This is a genomic window from Pseudoselenomonas ruminantium (assembly GCF_900142515.1).
Taxonomy (GTDB): domain Bacteria; phylum Bacillota; class Negativicutes; order Selenomonadales; family Selenomonadaceae; genus Selenomonas_A; species Selenomonas_A ruminantium_D.
On the sequence record NZ_FRBC01000012.1, the window covers coordinates 1 to 21,570 of the forward strand.

Annotated in this window: 20 protein-coding genes, 1 pseudogene and 1 riboswitch; of the genes and pseudogenes, 2 read left to right on the forward strand and 19 right to left on the reverse strand. The window is 51.8% G+C overall.

All coding sequences use genetic code 11. From position 1 onward, the window contains the following. Positions 1-212: 212 nt before the first annotated feature. From BUB68_RS07280 to BUB68_RS07305, 6 genes are all read right to left on the reverse strand, one after another. Positions 213-425, reverse strand: coding sequence for a hypothetical protein (locus BUB68_RS07280; RefSeq protein ID WP_073089589.1), 213 nt, complete (start codon positions 423-425; stop codon positions 213-215). A gap of 62 nt (positions 426-487) precedes the next feature. Next, positions 488-1,048 carry an RNA polymerase sigma factor gene (locus tag BUB68_RS07285; protein ID WP_073089591.1) on the reverse strand — a complete coding sequence of 187 codons (561 nt, stop codon included), beginning with the start codon at positions 1,046-1,048 and terminating at the stop codon, positions 488-490. Positions 1,049-1,067: 19 nt separating this feature from the next. After that, positions 1,068-3,797: an NHLP bacteriocin export ABC transporter permease/ATPase subunit gene (locus tag BUB68_RS07290; protein ID WP_073089593.1), complete on the reverse strand. Its 2,730-nt coding sequence runs from the start codon at positions 3,795-3,797 to the stop codon at positions 1,068-1,070. Beyond that, on the reverse strand, positions 3,784-6,039 hold the full coding sequence (locus tag BUB68_RS07295; protein WP_073089595.1) for an NHLP family bacteriocin export ABC transporter peptidase/permease/ATPase subunit: 2,256 nt from the start codon (positions 6,037-6,039) through the stop codon (positions 3,784-3,786). Before BUB68_RS07295 ends, BUB68_RS07290 begins: the two co-directional genes overlap by 14 nt. 4 nt (positions 6,040-6,043) lie before the next feature. Further along, positions 6,044-7,021 (reverse strand): HlyD family efflux transporter periplasmic adaptor subunit, encoded by a 978-nt coding sequence (locus BUB68_RS07300; protein WP_073089597.1) that lies wholly within the window; start codon positions 7,019-7,021, stop codon positions 6,044-6,046. Position 7,022: 1 nt separating this feature from the next. Next, positions 7,023-8,186 carry an efflux RND transporter periplasmic adaptor subunit gene (locus BUB68_RS07305; RefSeq protein ID WP_073089600.1) on the reverse strand — a complete coding sequence of 388 codons (1,164 nt, stop codon included), beginning with the start codon at positions 8,184-8,186 and terminating at the stop codon, positions 7,023-7,025. A gap of 182 nt (positions 8,187-8,368) precedes the next feature. On the opposite strand from BUB68_RS07305, the gene BUB68_RS07310 reads away from it, so the two are divergent. Continuing rightward, on the forward strand, positions 8,369-8,674 hold the full coding sequence (locus BUB68_RS07310; protein ID WP_073089602.1) for a hypothetical protein: 306 nt from the start codon (positions 8,369-8,371) through the stop codon (positions 8,672-8,674). Positions 8,675-8,750: 76 nt separating this feature from the next. On the opposite strand, the gene BUB68_RS07315 is transcribed toward BUB68_RS07310, so the two are convergent. From BUB68_RS07315 to BUB68_RS07330, 4 genes are read right to left on the reverse strand one after another with little or no spacing between them, the layout of a single operon-like run. Further along, positions 8,751-9,374 carry a cytidylate kinase-like family protein gene (locus BUB68_RS07315; protein WP_073089604.1) on the reverse strand — a complete coding sequence of 208 codons (624 nt, stop codon included), beginning with the start codon at positions 9,372-9,374 and terminating at the stop codon, positions 8,751-8,753. Between the two features lie 32 nt (positions 9,375-9,406). Continuing rightward, a complete protein-coding gene (locus tag BUB68_RS07320; RefSeq protein ID WP_081371900.1) occupies positions 9,407-10,801 on the reverse strand; it encodes a glycoside-pentoside-hexuronide (GPH):cation symporter in 1,395 nt (464 codons plus the stop codon). 15 nt (positions 10,802-10,816) lie between these two features. After that, a complete protein-coding gene (locus tag BUB68_RS07325) occupies positions 10,817-12,409 on the reverse strand; it encodes a xylulokinase (protein WP_073089606.1) in 1,593 nt (530 codons plus the stop codon). Between the two features lie 60 nt (positions 12,410-12,469). Further along, complete coding sequence (locus BUB68_RS07330; RefSeq protein WP_073089608.1) at positions 12,470-13,246, reverse strand: SDR family oxidoreductase; 777 nt, start codon at positions 13,244-13,246, stop codon at positions 12,470-12,472. 236 nt (positions 13,247-13,482) lie between these two features. Between BUB68_RS07330 and BUB68_RS07335 the strand changes: the two genes are divergently transcribed. Continuing rightward, positions 13,483-14,610 (forward strand): ROK family transcriptional regulator, encoded by a 1,128-nt coding sequence (locus tag BUB68_RS07335; RefSeq protein WP_073089610.1) that lies wholly within the window; start codon positions 13,483-13,485, stop codon positions 14,608-14,610. Between the two features lie 193 nt (positions 14,611-14,803). Here BUB68_RS07335 and BUB68_RS07340 read toward each other — a convergent pair whose 3' ends face one another. The 9 genes and pseudogenes from BUB68_RS07340 to BUB68_RS07370 all read right to left on the reverse strand — a co-directional run bounded on the left by BUB68_RS07340 (position 14,804) and on the right by BUB68_RS07370 (position 21,489). Further along, positions 14,804-16,021 carry an L-lactate MFS transporter gene (locus BUB68_RS07340; RefSeq protein WP_073089612.1) on the reverse strand — a complete coding sequence of 406 codons (1,218 nt, stop codon included), beginning with the start codon at positions 16,019-16,021 and terminating at the stop codon, positions 14,804-14,806. Positions 16,022-16,107: 86 nt separating this feature from the next. Further along, a riboswitch (ZMP/ZTP riboswitch) is annotated at positions 16,108-16,189 on the reverse strand. 74 nt (positions 16,190-16,263) lie between these two features. Next, on the reverse strand, positions 16,264-17,007 hold the full coding sequence (locus tag BUB68_RS07345) for a response regulator transcription factor (protein WP_073089614.1): 744 nt from the start codon (positions 17,005-17,007) through the stop codon (positions 16,264-16,266). Beyond that, a complete protein-coding gene (locus BUB68_RS07350) occupies positions 17,008-18,534 on the reverse strand; it encodes a sensor histidine kinase (RefSeq protein WP_073089617.1) in 1,527 nt (508 codons plus the stop codon). A 1-nt stretch (position 18,535) separates the two neighbouring features. Further along, on the reverse strand, positions 18,536-19,483 hold the full coding sequence (locus BUB68_RS07355) for an extracellular solute-binding protein (protein ID WP_178139482.1): 948 nt from the start codon (positions 19,481-19,483) through the stop codon (positions 18,536-18,538). Positions 19,484-19,794: 311 nt separating this feature from the next. Beyond that, positions 19,795-20,046: a hypothetical protein gene (locus BUB68_RS07360; RefSeq protein WP_073089622.1), complete on the reverse strand. Its 252-nt coding sequence runs from the start codon at positions 20,044-20,046 to the stop codon at positions 19,795-19,797. Beyond that, positions 19,994-20,158, reverse strand: a pseudogene (locus BUB68_RS15795) (hypothetical protein); the annotation flags it as partial. The pseudogene BUB68_RS15795 and the gene BUB68_RS07360, both read right to left, overlap by 53 nt. Before the next feature lie 178 nt (positions 20,159-20,336). After that, complete coding sequence (locus tag BUB68_RS15800; protein ID WP_178139483.1) at positions 20,337-20,462, reverse strand: hypothetical protein; 126 nt, start codon at positions 20,460-20,462, stop codon at positions 20,337-20,339. Further along, the gene (locus BUB68_RS14865) at positions 20,429-20,635 is read right to left on the reverse strand and encodes a hypothetical protein (protein WP_081371903.1); all 207 of its coding nucleotides are present in this window, start codon (positions 20,633-20,635) and stop codon (positions 20,429-20,431) included. The genes BUB68_RS15800 and BUB68_RS14865 overlap by 34 nt, the downstream gene beginning before the upstream one ends. Before the next feature lie 479 nt (positions 20,636-21,114). Beyond that, entirely contained in the window at positions 21,115-21,489 is a 375-nt protein-coding gene (locus tag BUB68_RS07370) for a type III toxin-antitoxin system ToxN/AbiQ family toxin (protein WP_073089624.1), read from the reverse strand. Between the last annotated feature and the right edge of the window lie 81 nt (positions 21,490-21,570).

Sequence of the window (21,570 nt, forward strand, 5' to 3'; positions counted from 1 at the left end):
ACGCGCCGCTGGCCTGCCCGGCGCAATCCAGCTAAACAACTCTAACCTTACAGGGAGGGTCGTTTAGCGGAAACAGAAAAAGCACTCCCCCGTGATCCCCGACAGCGTATGAACGAGATACCTTCAGCACGAACTCGTCAACAAACTGCAATAGTCAAAAGGCCGCTTTTAAGAGCGGCCTTCTGTATCAGGAAATATTCTACATCCCCAGCTCACCTATTTTCCCTTGGCTTATATTCCTGTATTTGCGGATTGCCGGCAGCTGACACATAATCCAGCTCATCTGCAGACAATGTTTTCTGCCAAAGGGATTTTTTCCCCCGACGGTATTGGGCCAGCATTTCCTGTCGCAAGGACTGTTTCAATGGGCTCAGCTCCGAGAAATCAAACTGCCTGAGCCACTCCACCAGCTTTTCCTCATCCATCTCAGGCCCCCCCTTAATCTATCTTTTATCCTTATATATGCGCGACAGCCAAAACCCTGACATCACCGCAGGATTTCCAGCAGTTTCTTCCTGGCCCGGCTGAGATTCTTCCAGACAGCATCCGGCGTCATGGACAGGGCTTCGCCGATCTGGACTGCAGACATATCCAGCCAGTAAGTCATCTGCAGGATCTGCTGTTCCTTCATCGGTAGCTGCGTCAAAGCTGCCTTCAACTCGGCCTGCTTTTCCCGGCGCAAGGCACAGTTTTCCGGTTCCTCCTCCGCCGGAGCGGGGGGCTGAAAATCTTCCGGCCAATCTTCTGCCCGCGCATAGCTTTTTCCCCGGTAGAGCATTTTCATTTCATTATCGGCAATACAGACCAGCCAGGTTGCAAAGGAGGCCTTGCCCGCATCAAATGCCCCCAGATGCTCATACATCTTCACAAAAGCACGACTCACCGCCTCTTCCGTCAGCTCGATGTTGCAGGACTTCGCCAGCAGCCGCCGATAGATTACGGGAAAGAACGCATCATAGAGCTGGGCAAAGGCCTTTTCCTGCGTTACCGCAGCCTCCGCCACCCGATTCCAATACAAAGTGTCCCTCACTGAAACGCACTCTGCCATAAGCCCCTCCTGTAATCGATCAAGCTACCTGCCGTTTTACCAAATCAGCAAAAATCCCCTGTCTGGCCAACAGTTCATCAAACGTCCCCTGCTCTGCGACCCGGCCTTCATCTATGACAATGATCCGGTCACAGCCGCGGATAGTGGACAGACGATGGGCCACGACAATACGGGTAGCCTTGAGTTTCTCCAGACTTTCCGTCACGATTGCTTGCGAACGATTATCCAAGGCACTGGTCGCCTCGTCAAAGATCACCAGCGACGGTTTAGCGACCAAGGCCCGGGCAATCAGGATCCGCTGGCGCTGGCCGCCGGAAATATTGCTGCTGCCTTCGCTGATGACGGTCTGCATGCCCATGGGCATGGCGGCAATATCTTCATCAATGCCTGCAGCAGCAGCAGCCTCCCAGGCAGCCTGCTGTGGCAACAGCCGCGTACCCACGATATTGGTATAGATATCACCGGTCATCAGCTGACCGTTCTGCAGCACGACCCCCATCTGGCTGCGCACCGAAGGCAGATTCAACCCGGCCAGGTCCTGACCGTCAAAATAGATGCCCCCACTCTTCGGCTGCTCAAAACCCAGCAGCAGACGCACCAATGTGCTCTTGCCACTGCCGGATTTCCCCACAATGGCCACATTCTCTCCCGCTGCAATGGAAAAGTTCACATCACGGAGCACCTCCGTGCCCCATTCCCCGGTCTGTGGATCAGGATAGGCAAAGGAAAGATGACTCACTTCCAGCTGGCCGGTAATACGGCCAGCTTCCTGTTTATCTCCGGTGTTTTCTGGTTCAGCCTGCAGGATCGGGCGCAAATTTTCCAACTGGGGCTGAATGCCGAAATACTGCCCCACCAGCTTGATGCAACCGCCCATTACAGCATTGAAGCTGCTGTAGGCAGCATTGAACGCAATGAACTGGGCATAGCTGAGACCCGTTTCCACCTGCCCGTTCGGTCCCAGGATTTCCATGCCATAGACAGCGACACAGTAAAGCACCATGGTGAGAATAAAGGGCTGGACACTGCCGATGATGCTGGTATAATTGTTCTGCCAGCGCAGGCGCAGGTTCCAGTTCCAACTCTCCCCGAAATCCCTGGCCCAAAGACTGTAGGCCTGTTCCTCAGCCCCTTGTACCCGGAATTTAGCCAAACCGGCAAAGATCTGCTGCACCGTACCGGCATTCTTGTTCCCGGCAGCAATGATCTTTCGCTGGAAAAACAGCACTCTCCGATAGACAAAGGCAATGAACAAGCCGTAGATCAACCAGATAGCTACCGCTGTGCTCGTCAATTCCCAGCTGTAGTAACTCATGAGAAAGATACTCCAAAAGGAAAAGAGGAAAGACAGGATACCCTCCACGAATTCCCCAGAAGCCAGATTCTTGGCAATGCCGATACCGCCCATGCGGCTGGCCAGCTCCCCGGCTGTGAACCTGCGGAAAAATCCCGCCGGCATCGATAATAGCCGCCCCCACATAGCCGCTTCGGCGCTCATTTCAATCCGATTGCTGATGCGCATGACGGCAATGGAACGCACCACCGACAGCGCCGCCGTGGTGAAACTGGTCACCATCAAAGCCTGCGTGACCGTGGCCAGCCCCTGCCGGTCCAGAATGGGAATGATATCTTCAAACACAGTTTCCGTGATGATTGGCGTAACCAGCGGAATCAATCCGGCAAACAGGCTGCAGAGCAGGATTGCCTGATAATCACTGCGCCAGCACTGCCGGAACATAAAGCGGATCAGATCCCAGAGTTTCAAGGCCCGGGCTGGGAAACCGGCATAACATTGAAACGCTTCCGTCTGAACCTGCCCAATATTGTCCGCCGTCAGCAAAATTCCCTGCGGATCCTGTCCGGTAATGACTTTATAGGACTCCGGTGTCTGCGGAACAAAGGCCGCCGGAATCCGCTCCTTGCCCCAAAAGCCCAGTATGGTGCCGGTATCCTTGGCCTGCCAGCCAGTGGTGAGCTTCACCTGCCGCATCTGCATGTTGGCTTTTTGCAAGAGCCGCCGCCAAAGGGCGATATCATCCAGCGACTCCATGGTCTCAGCATTCAGTTCCATATCCTCGGCAAACATCCCCAAAGCTTTAGCTGCCTGTTTCGCCACAAAGACATAATCCATGCGGTCTTCGCTCTTCTGACCAGGAAGGCGTGCCGCATAAAGTTTTTCCTCTCCCAGCAGACTGCGCACACCATTTTCCAGCAGCAGCTGCTTGCTGTGCTCACGGATTTTCGTGCGGCGGGCCAGCCGCTTGTCCTCCGAACCAAAGCGCACGCCCAGCAGCATGGCAAAGATGCTCTCATTCTGGCCAAAGGCCGAAAGCAGTTCCGGCCCGGCACAGCTATTCATCACCGTCCCCCGCTGCCAGCTTCCTATGGTGTCATCCCCCTGTTCAGCCAGCTGTCGCAGCCAGGGAAGCTTCGCCAGATTGCGGAACCAGAGTTTCATCAGCGGCCTCAATTTCTCGTCCCAGTCTGCCTGCAGGGACAGGGGCCGGATTACGCTGTCTTCCACCGCATAAAGCTGCACCTCGATCTGTTCAAAATCATCCAGTGCCGGGAATGCCGCCTGTCCTGGTGCCAGCGTCAGCAGATAACACTGCCGGAAGGATTTCTCTCCCTTTGTAACGGCATAGGCTTCCACCCGGCCTGTCACCACTTCATAAGCCATATCATCTGCGGCGAGCAGGAATCTGTCCCCGCCATATAGTTTTGTTTCTGCATGCTCAGGCAGGTGCATATCCAGTCCCCCCTTCCCCTTGCCGGGCAGTATTATCCCGTTCGGCAATCAGCCGTTTATAGGGGCCATCCTGCCCGATGAGCTGGCGATGGCGGCCCCGTTCCACCACTTTCCCATGGTCAAGGACGATGATCTCATCACAGTCCCGGATCGTGGACAGACGATGCGCCACCACCAGACAGGTGCAGCCCCGATGACGGATATTTTCCAGCACCTGTTTTTCCGTGATGGGGTCCAGTGCCGAAGTTGCCTCATCCAGCACCAGCAAGGCCGGATTGACCGCCAAGGCCCGGGCGATTTCCAACCGCTGCCGCTGCCCGCCAGAAAAGTTCAAACCGCCTTCGGCCACCCGTGCTTCGTAACCGCCTTCCAGCCGCAGGATATCCTCATGAATGCAGGCATCCTTAGCCGCCTGTATGATATCCCTCTTGGCCACGGTGCAGTCAAAGAGCGCAATATTTTCCGCAATGGTTCCGGATATCAGGAATATATCCTGATCCACGGCTGCCACCGAATTGATGATGACCTGCCGCGGCAGGTCGCGGCGGGGAATTCCATCGAAAGCCACCGTTCCCCGCCATTCCTCATAAAGTCCCGTAACGATTTTGGCCAGCGTGGATTTGCCGCTGCCAGAAGCTCCCACCACGGCAATCCAGGCCCCCGGCGCCGCGTGCAGGGAAAAATTTTCCAAGAGCGGCGCTTCGAGCGGACTATAGCCAAAGCAGACGTCCGTGAGCGTCAACTCTCCCGACAGGCGCGCACGGGAGAAACTCTGCCGCTCCTGCTGGGCCGGAGTTGGAAAATTCAAATCATCCACCTCATAGCAGCGCACATCGTTGAGCCGCTGCATCTGCATCTCCGTGACCTGCAAGGTAGAACCCAATCCCACCAACGCATTGACCGGCGCCTGAAAACTTCCCATCAGCTGCTGGAAAGCGATGAACATACCCGCGGTCATCGTGCCCTCCATGATGGAAAAACCACCAAACGTCATGATGAGCGCACTATTGACACCAGCCAGCAACGTGGGCAGCAAACGCACAGACAGCGACCACAGAGTCGTTTTCTGAGAGGCGACCAGCACCTTGGTCTGGTAACCTGCCCATTTGGCAAAAAAATCCCCCTCATCCCCATTGGCCTTGATGATCTCAATCATGCGCAGCCCATTCATGGCCACGCCATAAGCCTTGGCCGCATCCTGCTGCATCCGCATGTTCAGATCCGTCAGATGACGCCGCATCGCAAAAAACAGGATGATTTCCACGGAACTGAACGCAATGCCGATGAGAGTCAGCGTAACGCTGTATTGTAATAACAGCAGCAGATAGAACAGGGCAACCAAAAGATCCAGCAATGCCGTTGCCGCCGGTCCCGACAGCACCTCGGCTATGGACTGGTTGAAGCCCACGCGCCCGGCCACCTCTGCCGCATAGCGCTGCTGGAAGAACTGCATGGGCAGCCGCAGCAGATGCCAGAAATACCCGGAGGAATCCGCCAGCGTCAGCTTCCGCTGCCAGGTGGTCAGCACCACGGCCCGCAGCCAGGCCATCAGCCCCGACAGGATAAAGGCCAGCGTCATGGCCAGGCAGAACTTGAACATCCAGTCCGGATGCTTCTTCGTCAGGATATCGTCCATGAATATCTGGTTCATCACCGGCGTGGCCAGCCCCGGTACAATGGCACAAAGTTCCAGGATCAGCACGAACAGGGCAGCCCATTTATCCCGGAACAGTTTCCGGAAGATATCGGCAAAGACATTATAGCGTTTCCCTTCCGGACAGAATCCCTCCCCGGGTTCAATATAGAGAGCTATCCCCGTATAGGAGGTGCGGAATTCTTCCAGCGGCACCCGCCGGCGTCCCATGGCTGGGTCGTTCAGATACGCCATCCCCTCCTTGATGCCCTCCAGCACCACAAAATGATTGAACTCCCAATGGATGATCAAGGGAAATGGCTTTTCTGGAATCAGCTCCAAAATCTCCTGCAGCGTCCAGCGATAACCATCCGCCTCACAGTGCCGTGCCTTGGCCGCTTTCAATATGCAGCTGGCCTTTGAGCCATCGCGGTTCACCCCGCATTCAGCCCGCAGCTTTTCCAGCGGCACCCACTGTCCATAGTAGGCCAGCACCATTGCCAGGCATGCCGCGCCGCATTCCGTGGCCTCCATCTGCAGTACAGTCGGCACCTTGCAGCGGCAGCTTTCCTTTCCCTTCCATGTTATCAGCTTTTCCCATAATCCCATAGACTCACCTCGTCCGCAGCCATTGGCTCAATTTGTAGAATACCCGTTCAATGGGCGGCCGCCGCTCGATGATAATCGACCCCTTGACAAAACTGCCCGCCGTTATCGGTTTGTGCTCTCCCACCGAAGACGTCCATAAATAGCCGGAAGCATCGCTGTCATCCCGCACCAGGTCGAACTTGATTTCCATCACAGAACTCTGCTGTGCCTGCACGATCCAGCCGGCCATCTGCTCATTGCCCAGATTCTTCTGGATTTCCTGCAGGGAAACAGGATACTGGGAAACCGTACGCACGGTTCCCATCAGGCTGCCGGACTGTGACACATCCACACCATTGGGTGCAAGCTGGATGGTCTGACCGACCTCCACCCGCTTGCCCTTGTCCACAGGGATATAGAGCACACCGGTAAGCCCCTCGGTGGCATCGCTGATACGCAGCCTGCACACAGGCGTTCCACTGCCCACGATACTGCCTGGCTCTACCAATACCTCATCCACGATGCCATCCACAGCCGTCCGGACATACTCGGTGACATCCCGCTGATAACGATAGGAATCAAACTCATGCGCACGGCTGGCAGCTTCCCGCTGGCTGGCAGCCAGACCTGGCCCGTATTTGGCCATACGGGTGCTGGCCTCTTCCTTAGCCTGCACCACATGGGCAATGCGCGCACCCTTGCTGACCCATTCTCCGCTATGCACATAGACTTCATCGATAAGTCCGCTGCCCTGGCTGGCTACCTTGGTCACGCCGTTGGCATCCATGATCATCCCCATGCCATCGGCCTTCACGGTAAAAGAACCGAATACCGACCACAGAATCACGGCAAAAATCATCACCGCTACGGCAATCAGGCCCATCCAGCCCACAGGATTCGTAATCGGCAGGATGGAATCCAGCTCATCCGGCGAGCGCATCTTCAGCAGGGCTTCTTCACTGAAAATCGAGCTATGTGCCTGCTGCTTTTCCTGTCCATTCACCCTACTCATCTCCTACGCTCACATCTACCCGCATGCCATCTTTCAGCCCTTCCAGATTTCCCGTAAGGACCACTTCACCTTCCTGAAGCCCGTCCAAAATTTCGACGAAGCCTTCATCACTGATACCAGCAGCAACGCTGCGCAGATGGATGATGCCTTCGCCATCCACCACCATTACCTGGCTGAAATCCGCATCCACCATCGCCTTGCGTGGCACCGTCAGACAGTCATGGCTTTTTTCAGAACTCAGGATAAGGCCCATATAGGTCATCGGCTCCAACAGGCGGCTGCAATTATCCACTTCCCAAACTGCCCGGCGGATATCAGCGGGTTCCGACAAAGGCGGCGTGATTTCCACCAATTTTGCCCGGATCTCCTGCCGGCGCCCACGATTTCCCGCAGCATAACCTGTATCATATATCTTCTGCCAAGCCCCGTTATCCGCAAACCGAAGCAGCCCCTGACTGCCCAGCTCCATGTACCTGGCATCCACGTCCCCCAATGTCATGTTGAAGCGCAAGTGATTGAAATCGCCAATCAAAGCCACCGGTGTGCCGCTCTCCACATGAGCACCTTCACGCTGATAGATGATGAGCACATCCCCATCCACCGGCGAAGTCACCTGCAGCCAGCTGGCCTGCACGCCGTATAGTTCCTCTTCCGCCCTGGCAGACTTCACTTCTTCCTGCGCCGCCAGATACAGTGCTTTTGCCTCCTCATAACGCTCCATAGAAGTTGCATGATAGCCCAGCAGCTGCTCCTGCCGCTGGAAACTTCCCTGCGCCCTGGCCAGATTGGCCTCTGCCCGCCGTACCTTGGTAGCTGCCTGTTGCATCTTGATGGGAATCTGCTCACTGTCCATGCTCAGGATCACATCGCCCTTATGCACGGGGCTGTTCTTCTCCACATGCCATTTCGTGAGCCGTCCAGAGGCCAGCGCTACGGCATCCGTCATATTTTGGCTATAGAACTGCACCGTATCCATCTCCAGGCGCGGCCGGATTGGACGCACCTGCACTCTGGCGCCGGTGATGCTGACCACCCGGCTCTCCATGCGGCTGGCAATCTGTTTCTCATCATTATAGTTAAGATAAGCGCCATAGACTACAATCATGCCAGCAATCATCAGGATGATCATGATAGCCAGATAAAAATATCTTTTCAACTGCAATGGCCCCCTTATTTTTCTTTGATTTAAATATTCGCAAAAAATAGACAAAGTCCTGCTTTTACCAAAATCCCATCCCATATCCTAATCGATAAAAAATGCATTTTTCCTGTCAGGAATCGGTAACACCTGCATATATAGAGACAGAAAGAAAAACTTCTATGGAAAGGATGATTACCATGGCAAAATTTGACAAAGGCACGACCCTCGACACGAAGGATTTGGAAAACGTAGCAGGCGGTACTTATATCGACAGCATGCAGGTCTGCCACTTCCTCAACCAGGCAGGATATGATAATGTACTCAAAGGAGGCGTTCTGCCTAATCTGGATGGCATGCGCTCTGCTCTGAACGACATGGGAATCACCTCCAATGACCATGGTGGCTTCAGCAAAGGAAACACCTACACCATGGGCGACAAAACACTGACTCAGGATGAACTAATGAAAGTATTGCAGGATAAATTCCCCAATGCAAAAGGTTAAAATGACACAAAACGGCCCACTGGCAAAAATGCCAGTGGGCCGTTTTGTGCATAGATCATTTGAATAGTAGCCAGCATCACTCGCCGCATACAACGCGGGCAGCTGCTGCCCGTTTATATTCAATATAGGCAAGGATTGTATCTGCTGCCACTGATAATGGTATACTGCTGGTATTGATCATCAGATCATAATTTGTGGGTTCTCCCCAAATCTGACCAGTGTAGAACTCGTAATACTGTTTACGGCGGTTTTCTTCCCGGTTGAGGTCTCTGAGCGTCATTCCCTGATACTTCGTCTTGCAGCGTGCGGATCGAAAATCATCATCTGCATAGATGAAGAAAGAAAATACATCTTTACGGTTGCGCAGGATATAATCTGCGCAACGCCCCAAAAAGATCGCACTTTCCGGCCGTTCTGCCAAATTCAGGATGATCTTGGCCTGCTCAATATACATCCGGTTGTTCTCGACAATGCGTTCACGCCCCTCATATTTGTCCAGATTCCCCTGCGCCTCCTCCGGGGCATGATAGGAACGCGCAATGGCCTCTTCAATGTGGATGCCGTTATGCAGGTTCTGCGCAGCCATTTCCACCAGCTTGCTATTATAATGGTGGCAGTGAAGTTTTTTCGTCAAAATCTCAGCAATCTCCCGGCCACCACTGCCAAATTGGCGGGAAATCGTTATCAATGTCTTTTCCATCCGCGGAAATCCTCCCTTTCATTGGTTCAAGCTTATCGCTGCGCCTGCGGATCATAACAGGGAATTGCCTGAATGATTTCCGGTGTTTCTTCCTGCTGTGCCAAAATCTGCCGGCGCAGATTGAGTTCCGCCTTCATATCCGTACGGATCGCATCCAGCTTATAGAAATAAATCAGCGACGCAATCACAACGCACAAGAGCAGCGGCAGCCAAATAAAGCAGGTCTCGATTGCCGAAAGAGACGAAGCGCTCTGCACAGCATTAGGAACATAACCTCCCATATTCAGGAAAATCCCCACGACAAAACTGGTCAGCCCCATGCCACCTTTGACAAAAAAACCTTGAAAAGCTGCAATCAGGCCAGCAACGCTCTTATTCTTCTTATACTCCGAATAGTCAATGACATCTGGCTGCATGGCAAAGGTGATGCCGAAAATACCATACATCCCCAATCCTGTAATGACCAGGCCAGCCAACAGGCACACCAGGGAATCCTGCCCAAAGTAGATCAACAAGTCTCCCGCAATGTATAAAGCAGCACTAAAGAACATCAGGCTGCGCTTGGGGAAATGCTTCTCCAACGCGGGCAGTGCCAGCAACATCGGCAGCCCGGAAAGAATACCTAGAACGCCAACCAATGCCAGTAAATCCGCATGATTCAGATTATACCGAAAATAGTAGATAATCGTCGTATTGCGAACCACATAGAGGGAAAAATAAAAGAGATTCAGGAAGAACAAAATCCAAGCCTGCCCTGTAAGCCCTTGGAGACTATCTTTCAAGCTGGCATGCTCATTCGTGACTGTGGTCGGCACCACTTCCTTGGTGCTGGAAAAGGTAAAGAAAAAAATGCACATGGCCACAATGCCGTACAACGTCATCGTAACCAAATATCCTTGAGCCGGGTCATTCCCGCCAAAAAAATCAACCAACGGTGCCGTAATCGACATAACGACAGCAGTACCAATCATGGCACAGATCATACGGGTTGATACGAGAATATCACGTTCATGAACATCCGAGGTAAGGCGCGGCACAATCGTATTGAGCGGAATATTGACTACCGTGTAAGCGGTGCACAACAGGCAATAAGTCACATAAGCCCAAATCAGTTTGCCCGTTGCGTCAAAATCAGGAATATAAAAGGTCAGGAATGTAAAGATTGCAAAGGGAACAGCACCAATCAGGAAATAAGGACGCCCCTGCCCCCAACGGCTTTTCGTATGGTCTACTACGATTCCCATAACCGTATCCGTTATCGCATCGATAAACTTCGTTACCAGCATCATCGTCCCTGCAGCCACAGCAGCAATACCAAAAACATCGGTATAGAACACCATCAGATATGAAGCCATCGTACTGAACACCAGATTACAGCCCAGATCACCCATACCGTATCCAATGCGGATGCGCCATTTACTCATCATCTCTGCTCCCTCCTCTTACCAGTCCAATGCGGCAATTGCAGCCTTTTCCACACATAAACCAGCACGATAATGCTGCATGAATTTATTGAATCCATTTATCTCATCCTGCGATGCTTCCACGCTATCGCCGTCCAATTCCGCAAAGATACGGTGATTGAGATAATCCCCCAGACTTTCCCCGGGCTGCCGGTCAAGCCGATAAGCCGCCAGCAGTGCAATGCCCCAGGCACCGCCCTCACTGGCTGTATTCATAACGATTACGGGTGCTTCGCAAGCCGCAGAGAGATAACGCTGTCCTACACCCTTCGTCTTGAAAAAACCGCCATGCCCCATGATGCGGTCGACCTCTACGCCTTCTTCTTTCAGGATATCCAGCCCCATCTTCACGGCCCCCAAGGAAGTGTAAAGATTCGCCTTCATGAAATTGGCCAGATTGAACCTGCTGTCCACGGTACGCAAAAAGATGGGCCGTCCTTCGTTGATCATGGTGATATTCTCCCCGGAATAATATCCATAAGGAAGCAAACCGCCACAATCTGCATCGCCATTCAAAGAATTCGTATACAATTGGGTGAACAAATCTCCCTTGCTGACCTCATATCCCATCAATTGGGCAAATTCGCCAAATATATTGACCCAGGCATTGAGATCTGTAGTCCCATTATTCGCGTGAGACATCGCACAAGGTGCCCCCGTGGGCGTTGCCACCATGTCGATTTCCCGATGCAGGTTCGCCAGCGGGCGTTCCAGAACAATCATCGCAAAGGTACTAGTCCCAGCTGAGACATTGCCTGTACGAGGAGCGACGGCATTCGTAGCCGTCATGCCAGTTCCGGCATCGCCTTCCGGCGGACAAAACGGAATGCCCGCTTGCAGATCGCCATCTGCATCCAACAATCCCACGCCATGTTGCGTAAGCCTGCCGGCATCTTCTCCCGCTACCAAAACCCGCGGCAATACATGGCGAAGCTGCCAGGAATATCCATATGGCTGCAGAAGCTCATCAAACTGCTGCACCATGGCATCCACATAGTCATTCTTTACCGGATCTACGGGAAACATTCCTGAAGCATCCCCGATACCGATCACTCGCTCTCCTGTCAGCTGCCAGTGGATGAAGCCAGCCAACGTTGATACATAATCCAGCTCCTGCACATGTTTTTCCTGATCCAGAATGCGCTGATAGAGATGCGCCACCGTCCACCGAAGGGGAATATTGAACTGAAACAACTCAGTCAGACGGTTGGCTGCCTCCTGTGTATTCGTATTGCGCCAGGTCTGAAAAGGCGCCAGCAATTCACCGGCTGCATCAAACGCCATGTAGCCATGCATCATCGCACTGACTCCCATCGCGCCAAAACCTGTCAGCGTGATACCATATTGCCGCCTGACTTCCTGTTTCAACGACTGATAACAGCTGCGGAGGCCCGCATAGATGTCCTGCAGATGAAAGGTCCATATTCCATTCTCAAAGGAATTCTCCCAGTCATGGATACCAACGGCCAGTACCTCCCCGGAAAGATTAACCAGAACCGCCTTGATGCGTGTTGACCCGAATTCAATACCAAGTGCCGTGCGTTTATTGCAAATATCCGCTTTCGCCGTCATAACGTTTCTTCCTTTCCCCCAGCCAGCATAAAGACTGCTGGCCGGGTTATCTTGTTTTACTCAGAAACAAGTAAATGCACCATCTACGATCACATCAGTACCTGTGGTGAATGTGCTGGCATCACCGGCGAGATAAACACAGATTGCTTCCAATTCTTCCGGTTTCCCCATACGCCCCATCGGTGCCATCGCATTCCATTGCTCAATCAACGGAATCAATGTCGGCGAATTCATCGTAAGTTCCGTTGCGATATATCCAGGGCTGATGCTATTGACCCGCACTTTCTTCTTGGCCCATTCGATGGCCAAGGACTTCGTCAGCTGGATAACAGCGGCCTTCGATGCATTATAGGCACATTGCGGCTGCGGCACATTGACGATATGAGCTGACATCGATGCCGTATTGATGATAGAACCACCGCCATGAGCCAGCATATATTTCCCCGCAGCGATATCCGTCAGGAAGATTCCGTTCAAATTGATATTGATGACCTTGAGCCACTGTTCATAGCTCATTTCCTCTGCCGGAGCATTGATGCATATCCCTGCATTATTATGGCAGAAATCCAGGCCTCCGAGCTTTTCGACCACTTCCTGCACCATTGCCTCGACCTGCTCCTTGTCCGTGCAATCTGTCTGGATGGCAATGACTTTACGTCCCGTCTTTTCCGCAATTTCTGCGGCAGTGCGCTTAGCAGTCTCAATATCGAGATCTACAATCGCCACATCGGCACCAGCTTCAGCAAACGCTGTTGCCGTACATTTTCCGATACCTCTTGCAGCCCCCGTAACGAACCCCTTTTTACCCGTCAATTTCATTTTTTCGATGATCCCCATGATGACAACTCCTTTTCTGTTTACACATTTTGTAAAACTATTTTTCAAATCTGCTTACATAATAATCGCATTCAGTAGTTTTGTCAAGCGATTTTACAAAAAAACTAAACAAATCGATAAAGACTATGAAAGAAGGCGTCGAATATAACTACTTTGTATGGATTTCTTTTGTATTTTTTGTTATAATGAGTATAGTAATTCATAAAGTACTTTTACAAAATAAATGAGGAATCTATATGAAGAACAGTATCACCCCTTATGAGATTCGCCAAACCAACCGTCAACGCATCTTTCAATACATTTATCAGAAACAAAATGTCTCCCAGCAGGATATCGCCTATGACTTGCATCTAAGCCGTCCAACCATTACCACTAACCTGACAGATTTAAAAGGGGAAGGACTTGTCAATGAAGCAGGACAAATCGACAGCGAATTAGTCGGTCGCAAACCCAGTGCCTATGCTATCAACCCCCAACACCGGGTAAGTCTCGGTGTTGAATTGCTAAGCCATCAGGTCAAGATCATTGCCATTGACCTTTACGGACGCAAGATCAGTTACGACACCTTCCAGCTGGATTTCCAACATAACGATGCATATTTCCAAAATGTCTGTGCACACATCTTACAATTCAAAGACACCTGCCAATTGACCGATACGCAGATTCTTGGCATCGGTTTTGCCATGCAGGGGCTGATCGCACCAGATGGAAAAAAAGTCATCTATGGTAAGATTCAGGACTGCACTGGTCTCGAAATTTCCTCCATAACGAAACATCTGCCCTATCCCTGTCGTTTCATCCACGATGCCAGCAGCGCAGCTATCGCAGAACTTTGGGCTTCGCCCTCCCTTCAGGATGCCTTTTATCTCTCCCTAAGCCGTCATCTGGGTGCCACGATGATCCTGAACCGCAAAATTGTCTCCGGCATCCATGGACATAATGCCACGATCGAACACATCCAAATGGACCCCCAAGGGGAGCTCTGCTACTGCGGGAATCGCGGCTGTCTGGAAACCCTCTGTTCCCTGCGCGCCCTTCACCATGACCTGGAACAGATCGATTCCTTCTTCACACAGGTGCGCAATGCCGACCTGAAGGCACAGGAAATCTGGATTTCCTATCTGAAGAACCTGGCACGTGCCATCAACATACTCCATCTGATTTACGACAAGGAAATCATTCTTGGAGGCTATCTGGCACCGTATTTGCAACAGGCAGACCTCAACTATCTGTATAAAGAAATCGCTACCCAGACACCTTTTGCCGAAGAATGGGATTTCCTGCAGATCAGCAAAATGCCCGAACACAATATCACCATTGGCGCGGCTCTTCCCTATATCCAAAAATATCTGGAACATATTTAAACAACAATGACTATAAAAAAAGCTTCAGCTATCCCATTCTGGGAACAGCTGAAGCTTTTTCGCAGTCATCATTTGCCTGCGAAAATTCCATTGGCACGTCATGCCAACCAAAAATTTCCAATTCATCGCCATAAACCGACCAGCATTATGGCTGCCCTCATCACCGCACAGGTCGAGGGACTTTAGATAGTTTTCAGGAATGCGGCTGTGCGATCTTTACGGATGCTGCCGTCGAATTGCCATAAATTTTCAGCGCCGTGGCAATCAGAAGATTCAGCACAAAGCAGGCCGCGAAGAAATAGAGTGTATCCGCATAGCTATGGGTGTGCTCCCAGAACCACGAAACGATGGTCGGCCCCACGACACCAGCCACGCCCCAGGCCGTAAGCACCCGGCCATGGATGGCGCTGAGCTCTCGAGTACCAAAGATATCGGAAAGATAAGCCGGCATACAGGAAAAACCGCCGCCATAGCAGCTGATGATCAGGAACACCAACATCTGGAAGAGCATGGCATCGCGGGTGCCTGCCAACAGCCAGAAAGCCCCGACCTCCAAGGCAAAGAACGCCATATATGTAAGACCGCGCCCCAGGTAATCGGAAAGGGTGGACCAGAGAATGCGGCCGCCTCCGTTCAATAGTCCGATAATGCCCACCATGGAGGCCGCCTGTGCGGCATCCATCCCCGTAACCTGCTGGGCCATGGGCGAAGCAACCGCCAACAGGCCAATGCCGCAGGTGATATTGACGAAGAACACCCACCAGAGCGCACCGAACTGCCAGGTCTTGATGGCCTCAGCCGCCGTTGCCCCATGCTGGAGTTTTTTCACGGCCATACTGCCCTGCGGCATGACTGGCGGCTTCAAATACATAGCCGATGCACCAATCAACACCATGTAGACCGCGCCGAGAAGCAGGAAATTTTCCACCAGACCAAACTGTGCCGTCAGATACTGCATGACCGGGCCGGCAATCAGTGCCGCAAAGCCGAACCCCATGATGGCCAGCCCCGTGGCAAAGCCGCGGTGATTGGGAAAATACTTGACCAGTGTGGACACCGGCGTGATATAGCCGACACCCAGGCCGATACCGCCAATCACGCCATAGAAGAGATACAAAAGCGGCAGACTGTGCAGATGAAGCGCCAGCGCCGTGCCGAACATCCCCGTGCCGAAGAACAGCATGGACAGCAGGCCGCTTTTCTTCGGGCCATGCTTTTCCACAAACCGGCCCAAAAAGCCCGCTGACATGCCGAGGAACAAAATCGCCAAAGAAAAAGTCCAGGTCGTCTCTGCCAGGGTAAAGCCCATCTCCGCCATGATCGGCCGCGTCAGTACACTCCAGGCATAGACACTGCCAATGGAAATATGGATTCCCACTGCAGCCAAAGCAATCAGCCAACGATTCCGCATGAAAACCATCCTTTCTGCTGTTTCCCACAGCAACCGAAACGAGATTTACACCAGACGGGCAAAAAAACAAAGACCGCCTGGACAAAAACCTCTGCCCAGACGGTCGGCTATCAAAACCATGCAGTACATGTGGTCAATTCCACTAATCCGTCAGTCCCGCACAGCCTATTCAACTATCTTTAGTCTAACAGTTTCCCAATATTTTGTCAATACAGTCAGAGCATGCACAATGTTTACCGATCTCATCCGCCTATGCTCTCCTGGATGATTGTCCTGGGTGTCGTATGGAGATAACGCCGAAACACCTGACAGAAATTCTTATAGTCACCAAAACCAGTCTGTTCAGCGACTTCATAAACGCGCAGGGTTCCTGTCCGCAGCAGCTGCACAGCCTGCTGGAGCCGATATTTGGCCAAAAGTGTGCCAAACGTATCGCCAGCTTCTTCCTTAAGCTTGCGTGAAAGGTAACTGACCGATACCAGCTGTTCTTCAGCAACCTGTTCAAGACTGATATGATGCTGGTATTTCTCCGTGATGGCCTGCCAAGCAGCCCGCACATAGGGGTTCTTGCTGGCTGCTGCCCGAGAAAGTTCTGCCGCGAAAGGCAAATCCTCCTGCTGCTCTGCCCCCAGTTTGCGGATAAGCTTTGCCAAAGCTTCATCATCCACAGGCTTGAGCAGGTAATCCGCAGCCTGCAGCCGCAAAGCCTCACGTACATATTCAAAATCCGTATAACTCGTCAAAAAGACCAGTTTGGGCCGGATGTTTTCAGCCCGCAGCCTTCTGGCCAGCTCCAAACCATCCATGTTGGTCATGCGAATATCCGTAATCAACACGTCAGGCCGTAGCTCCCGTATCAGTGGCAGTGCCTCCTCACCATCAGCAGCCTCGCCTGCGATTTCTGCGCCCATGGCTGCCCAATCCACAGTCTCCACCAGCCCACGCCGGATGATATCCTCATCCTCTACCAATACAATCCTCAGCATCTATGCCAATCCCTCCTCTTCCGCCCGCCGTGGCAGGCACAATCTCACACAGTTTCTCCCTGCTCCTGACCGGATTTCTACACCAAACTGCCGGCCATAAAGCAGCTGGATACGACGATGGATATTGAACAGCCCTGTATGGGCCGTATCATTCTCTTCATTTTCCTGCAACAACACCCAAGCCTGCAAGGCCTCAGTTGAAAAGCCCTTTCCCTGATCCACGACATCCACCTGTAAGCCATCAGCCAGACACGTAATTTCCAAATATACGCTTCTCACTCCGCCTTTGCCAGCGCCGTATTTAATGGCATTCTCCAGCAATGGTTGGAACACCAGCTTGGGAATCTCACAGACCAGTGCTTTCTCATCTATCTTTTCGGTAAATTCCAACCGTCTGCCAAAACGGTATTGCTGGATTTCCATATAACGATGCACATAATCCAGATCATCGGCCAGCGTTACCTGCTGCAGGGAATTGTTGATGCTGTAGCGCAAAAGCGTCGACAAGGCAATCAGCATCCGTATTGCAGCGGCAGGATCGAGCTTGACCATGTACTTGATATTTTCCAGAGTATTGAACAGGAAATGCGGATTGAACTGGGATTCCAGCTGACGCATCTCAGCCTTTGCGGTCAGCCGTTCTACGGCTTGTGCCCGCAACTGGCTTTCCCGCTGCACACCTCTGAAGATCAACGGCATCAACAACAGGAAAAATACCAATGACAACGCACTGCCCATAAGATAACGGTCCAGCAAGCTGCGTACCGGTGTGAGTGCCACCACCTGCAGCCCTTGCGGCAACCTGCTCTGTGTCACATAATAAATCTCCCGTCCCGCTTCCGCTAAACCTCCGTCAGTCGCGCAGAGTATTGGCAGCAGTTTCCCCTGATCGTCTACAGGCACAGCCTCTGCCGCTGCCGTTATATTATCGAATGCATCCGTCACCGCCAGCAGGACTTCCGGATTTTCCCTGCCCGCAAAGATTTTCTCACCAGAAAGAATAATGACCAGGAATCCCTTTTCTCCGTTCTTCATAGACACTGCCTTTCCCAGTGCCAAATCCTGTCTGACTGTATCCTTGCGGATAAACTCCCAACACGGCAAGCTGGTTCGGCGCAAACGCCGCAGGACACCCCAATCTGTATCCTGCAGGCCTGGTGGCAAAACCGGTTGACTTCCCAAAAGCAGATTTCCCTGCTCATCCAGAAGATAAAAAGTCAACGGAACCACACTTTTATTCGCCACCGTATAAAGATCGCCATAGAGTTCTGCTTTATCGCTTTGCTGTGCCAGTGCTCCTGATTCATTCTTCAGCCGGCGCTCCATCTGGTTCAGAACAGCCGCGCCATCCTGCAACCCGCCCTCCAGCCGTTGTACCAGACAGGTCCGCACAGCCAGATTATTCCCCACTACATAATGATTCCAGCCATAGATGGTAAAGATCAAGCTGATGCCGCCAAACAACATTGCTGGCAGCAGGGCATATTTGAGCAGCGCCCGGCGAAAGATACGCTGAAAATCATACATACTAATCCTCCTGCCTGCAGAACTGCTTGAACTTCACCAAAAGTTCCGCCTGAGACACCGTATCCTGACCCAATTTTCCACTGTCCACCCCCAACAATGGCGGCAGCAGCGGTCTGCCGTCTGGTGGCGGAACATCCTGGCGCACACTGCGGCGATGCAGCTTGCGTACGATATACAGCTGCGTCTCCCTGCTCACCAGGAATTCCACGAAAGCCTGTGCCGCCTCCTGATGCGCAGTATTCTTGACAATGTATACGCCATCGGGAACACTGTGGACACCTTCTTCCATATAGATTATCTTCACGGGGCTTCCCTTGGCAACTTCAAGGATTGCAGCCTCTTCAAAGGTACAGCCGACTGCATACTTTCCCTGCGCTACACCTGCACATACGGCCTGCGAGTCAGGCAGTAATTGTCCCGCCAGATTATCCCCGAAAGACTGGATATAATTCCAACCAGCCGCTGCATCCCCCTCTCCCATCACATCAATCATATTGAGCAGATGCGCATAAGCTGATGAAGAAACCGCTGGATCCGTAAAAGCAATCCTCCCTTTGAGCCAAGGTGCCAATAGATCTTTGTAACCTGTGACTTCCCGGTTTCCCAGCAGATTCACATTCACCAGCAGGACTCCAGGAACATCGGTAAACCGCGTCATGACACCATCCATGTTCCGAAACTGTGGGCACATGTTACTATCCTGCGATGACACATACGGCGCAAACAACCTCCCCTGCTCCTCCACTTTGGATATGGCACCACCCCAAAACACATCCGCTCTTACTGGCCGTTCCTGCGCCACACGATCCACCAGATCTCCTGTGCTTCCATGCACCACCCGGACCGTGATTCCCGTTTGACGTTCAAATTCATCCACCAGCGGCTGCACAAAACGCTGCGGATGTGAACTATATACAATCAAGGCCTCGTTTTTCTGCTCCTGTGCCATAGTGCCACATCCCCCACAAGCCAGCACAGCCATCCATAGCCACACCCCCTTACAAATCATTTGCCAAAAGCTCTTCATGTATTCACCCCCAGCCTTATCCTACCATAAAGGCCGGCACAGCGATATAGCAATTCACGTATTGTTCAAAATCAACGACAATTATCCGTTTTTGACGGTTGTTTCTCTGCTTTACTGTTCCTATAATTAATAAGTGTTTGAATCCCCCGATAACTCCCCATTATCAGGCTTCCCCAAACTTGGATTCATATATGACAAAAGCCCCCGCACTGCGGGAGCTTTTTTATTTTGTGTTAGAATACCTTCCCGACCATGAACCAGATGCGGCCGCGGCTTTCGGCGTCGCGGGAGAGGTTGTCCGCAAAGCCGATACGCCGTGCGTAGTCTATTCTGGCAAACCAGTCGTTGGGCTGGGCGTAGGTCAGGCCAATACCCCAGCCTTTCAGGGTGGTGGCATTGCTGCCGGATTTCTCTGCCTTTACCCAGCCGGCATCAAAGTAGGTGGAAAGTGTCAGGCCCTTGACTGGCGTATGTGGTGTAATCATCGGCCTTAAAGGTGACCGGGGCGGCGGTGATACTGCCGGTATTGAGGCTTCCTGCTGGGGCAACGGTGTAGTTCTTGGCCTTGTCCCCGGTGAGGGCGAGGCCGCTGTAAGTGACGGTCTTGCCGGTGCCTACGTTCTTATTGTCGTAGGCAGCCGTGGCGGTACGGCTTCTTTATTCCAATCCGCAAAAGTTGCGGCCTGCTTCCACTCGGCCAGCGTTTTTCCCCCCTCGCCCATATTAGCATTTATGGAGACACGATTTTCATCCGTGATGGCATAAAAGGCATTGGTTAGCTGACCTTCTTCACTAGCTCCCTCAATGCGCCGATAGTGCAATCTGTGTCATCAGTACCACTGACAGAACCTGTGTTATAGGCATTTTCTACATGGCCATCTCCATTTCTATTATAGCCCACAATACCGCCAACATAAGATTGACAAGATAAATGGAAAAATCCCGCCAGGTAATCAGATTATTTTCTGCACCAGTGATATTCATGACTTTGCCGGTCACGGCAATAGTTGCCGTGGCACTTTCCCCGCCCACCGGCAGGGCCTGAGCCGCGGGGGCGATGCTGAATAAACGCAATTTACTGAAAAATCAAGCGAAGATTTGACGCTAATCTCCCGATTTGCATAATAGAAGCATAGATTCCAATGTCATCAGACATCCCTCCCTATGCATATTAGCATAGGAATGGTCAGCAGCCTCGTAGCCGCGTGGCTCTACGACACGATCCGTAACAGCGGCAAACACGATTGCCTGTCAGCCGGACTAACCAACCGGTGGAAAGGCGCAAAGAAGCGCTCGGTTTTCGACCTGAGCGCTTCTTTGTATACAGACAAAATAAAAAATGCAACGATCTTTTTGCTGTATAAGGCGTCTTTGTGCCCTTCTAAGCCAATCTCTACACTTTAACATAATAATCCCCCCTATCGTGAAAAAATAATTCTACCTAAATTTTATCACAATAGGGGGCATCAATTACTTGAAGGCTATCTCAGTGCGAAATCTATTCATTCTGCACCGCTGTCTGCCAGCTGCAAAATGGAGGCGACGTTATCAATTCACTTCTTGTATCCAGATATCTCTTGTTCCAGTTTCTTAAAGTCGCAACATGCCTTTACATAAAAATCATTATAATTGTTGACACGTTTTTCATAGACCTTACTGGCTTTGCCGATAATTTCCTCATGATTCTTACGGATATAACGGATTTCATTGATTTCATATGAGTCTTTCTCCACATCTATGTTAAGAGGTGTCACTACCGAATCAAACACAGGAATCATATTATTGTGTAATATGTTCGCAATTTCCGTTCCATTACTTTCCTTGACAAAAGTAGTCAATACTGCTGCACGTTTTTTCTTGCCCCTTTTCTTACGTTCATTGGTGGTCTGCGAGGTGAGTGGCAACACATATTTGACTCCATTTATCATTCAAACGGTCTATTATTGAATTTCACACTGACACGCGAATCAATACCATGCAAAAATCTCAAATAATCGGCATCAACTTTA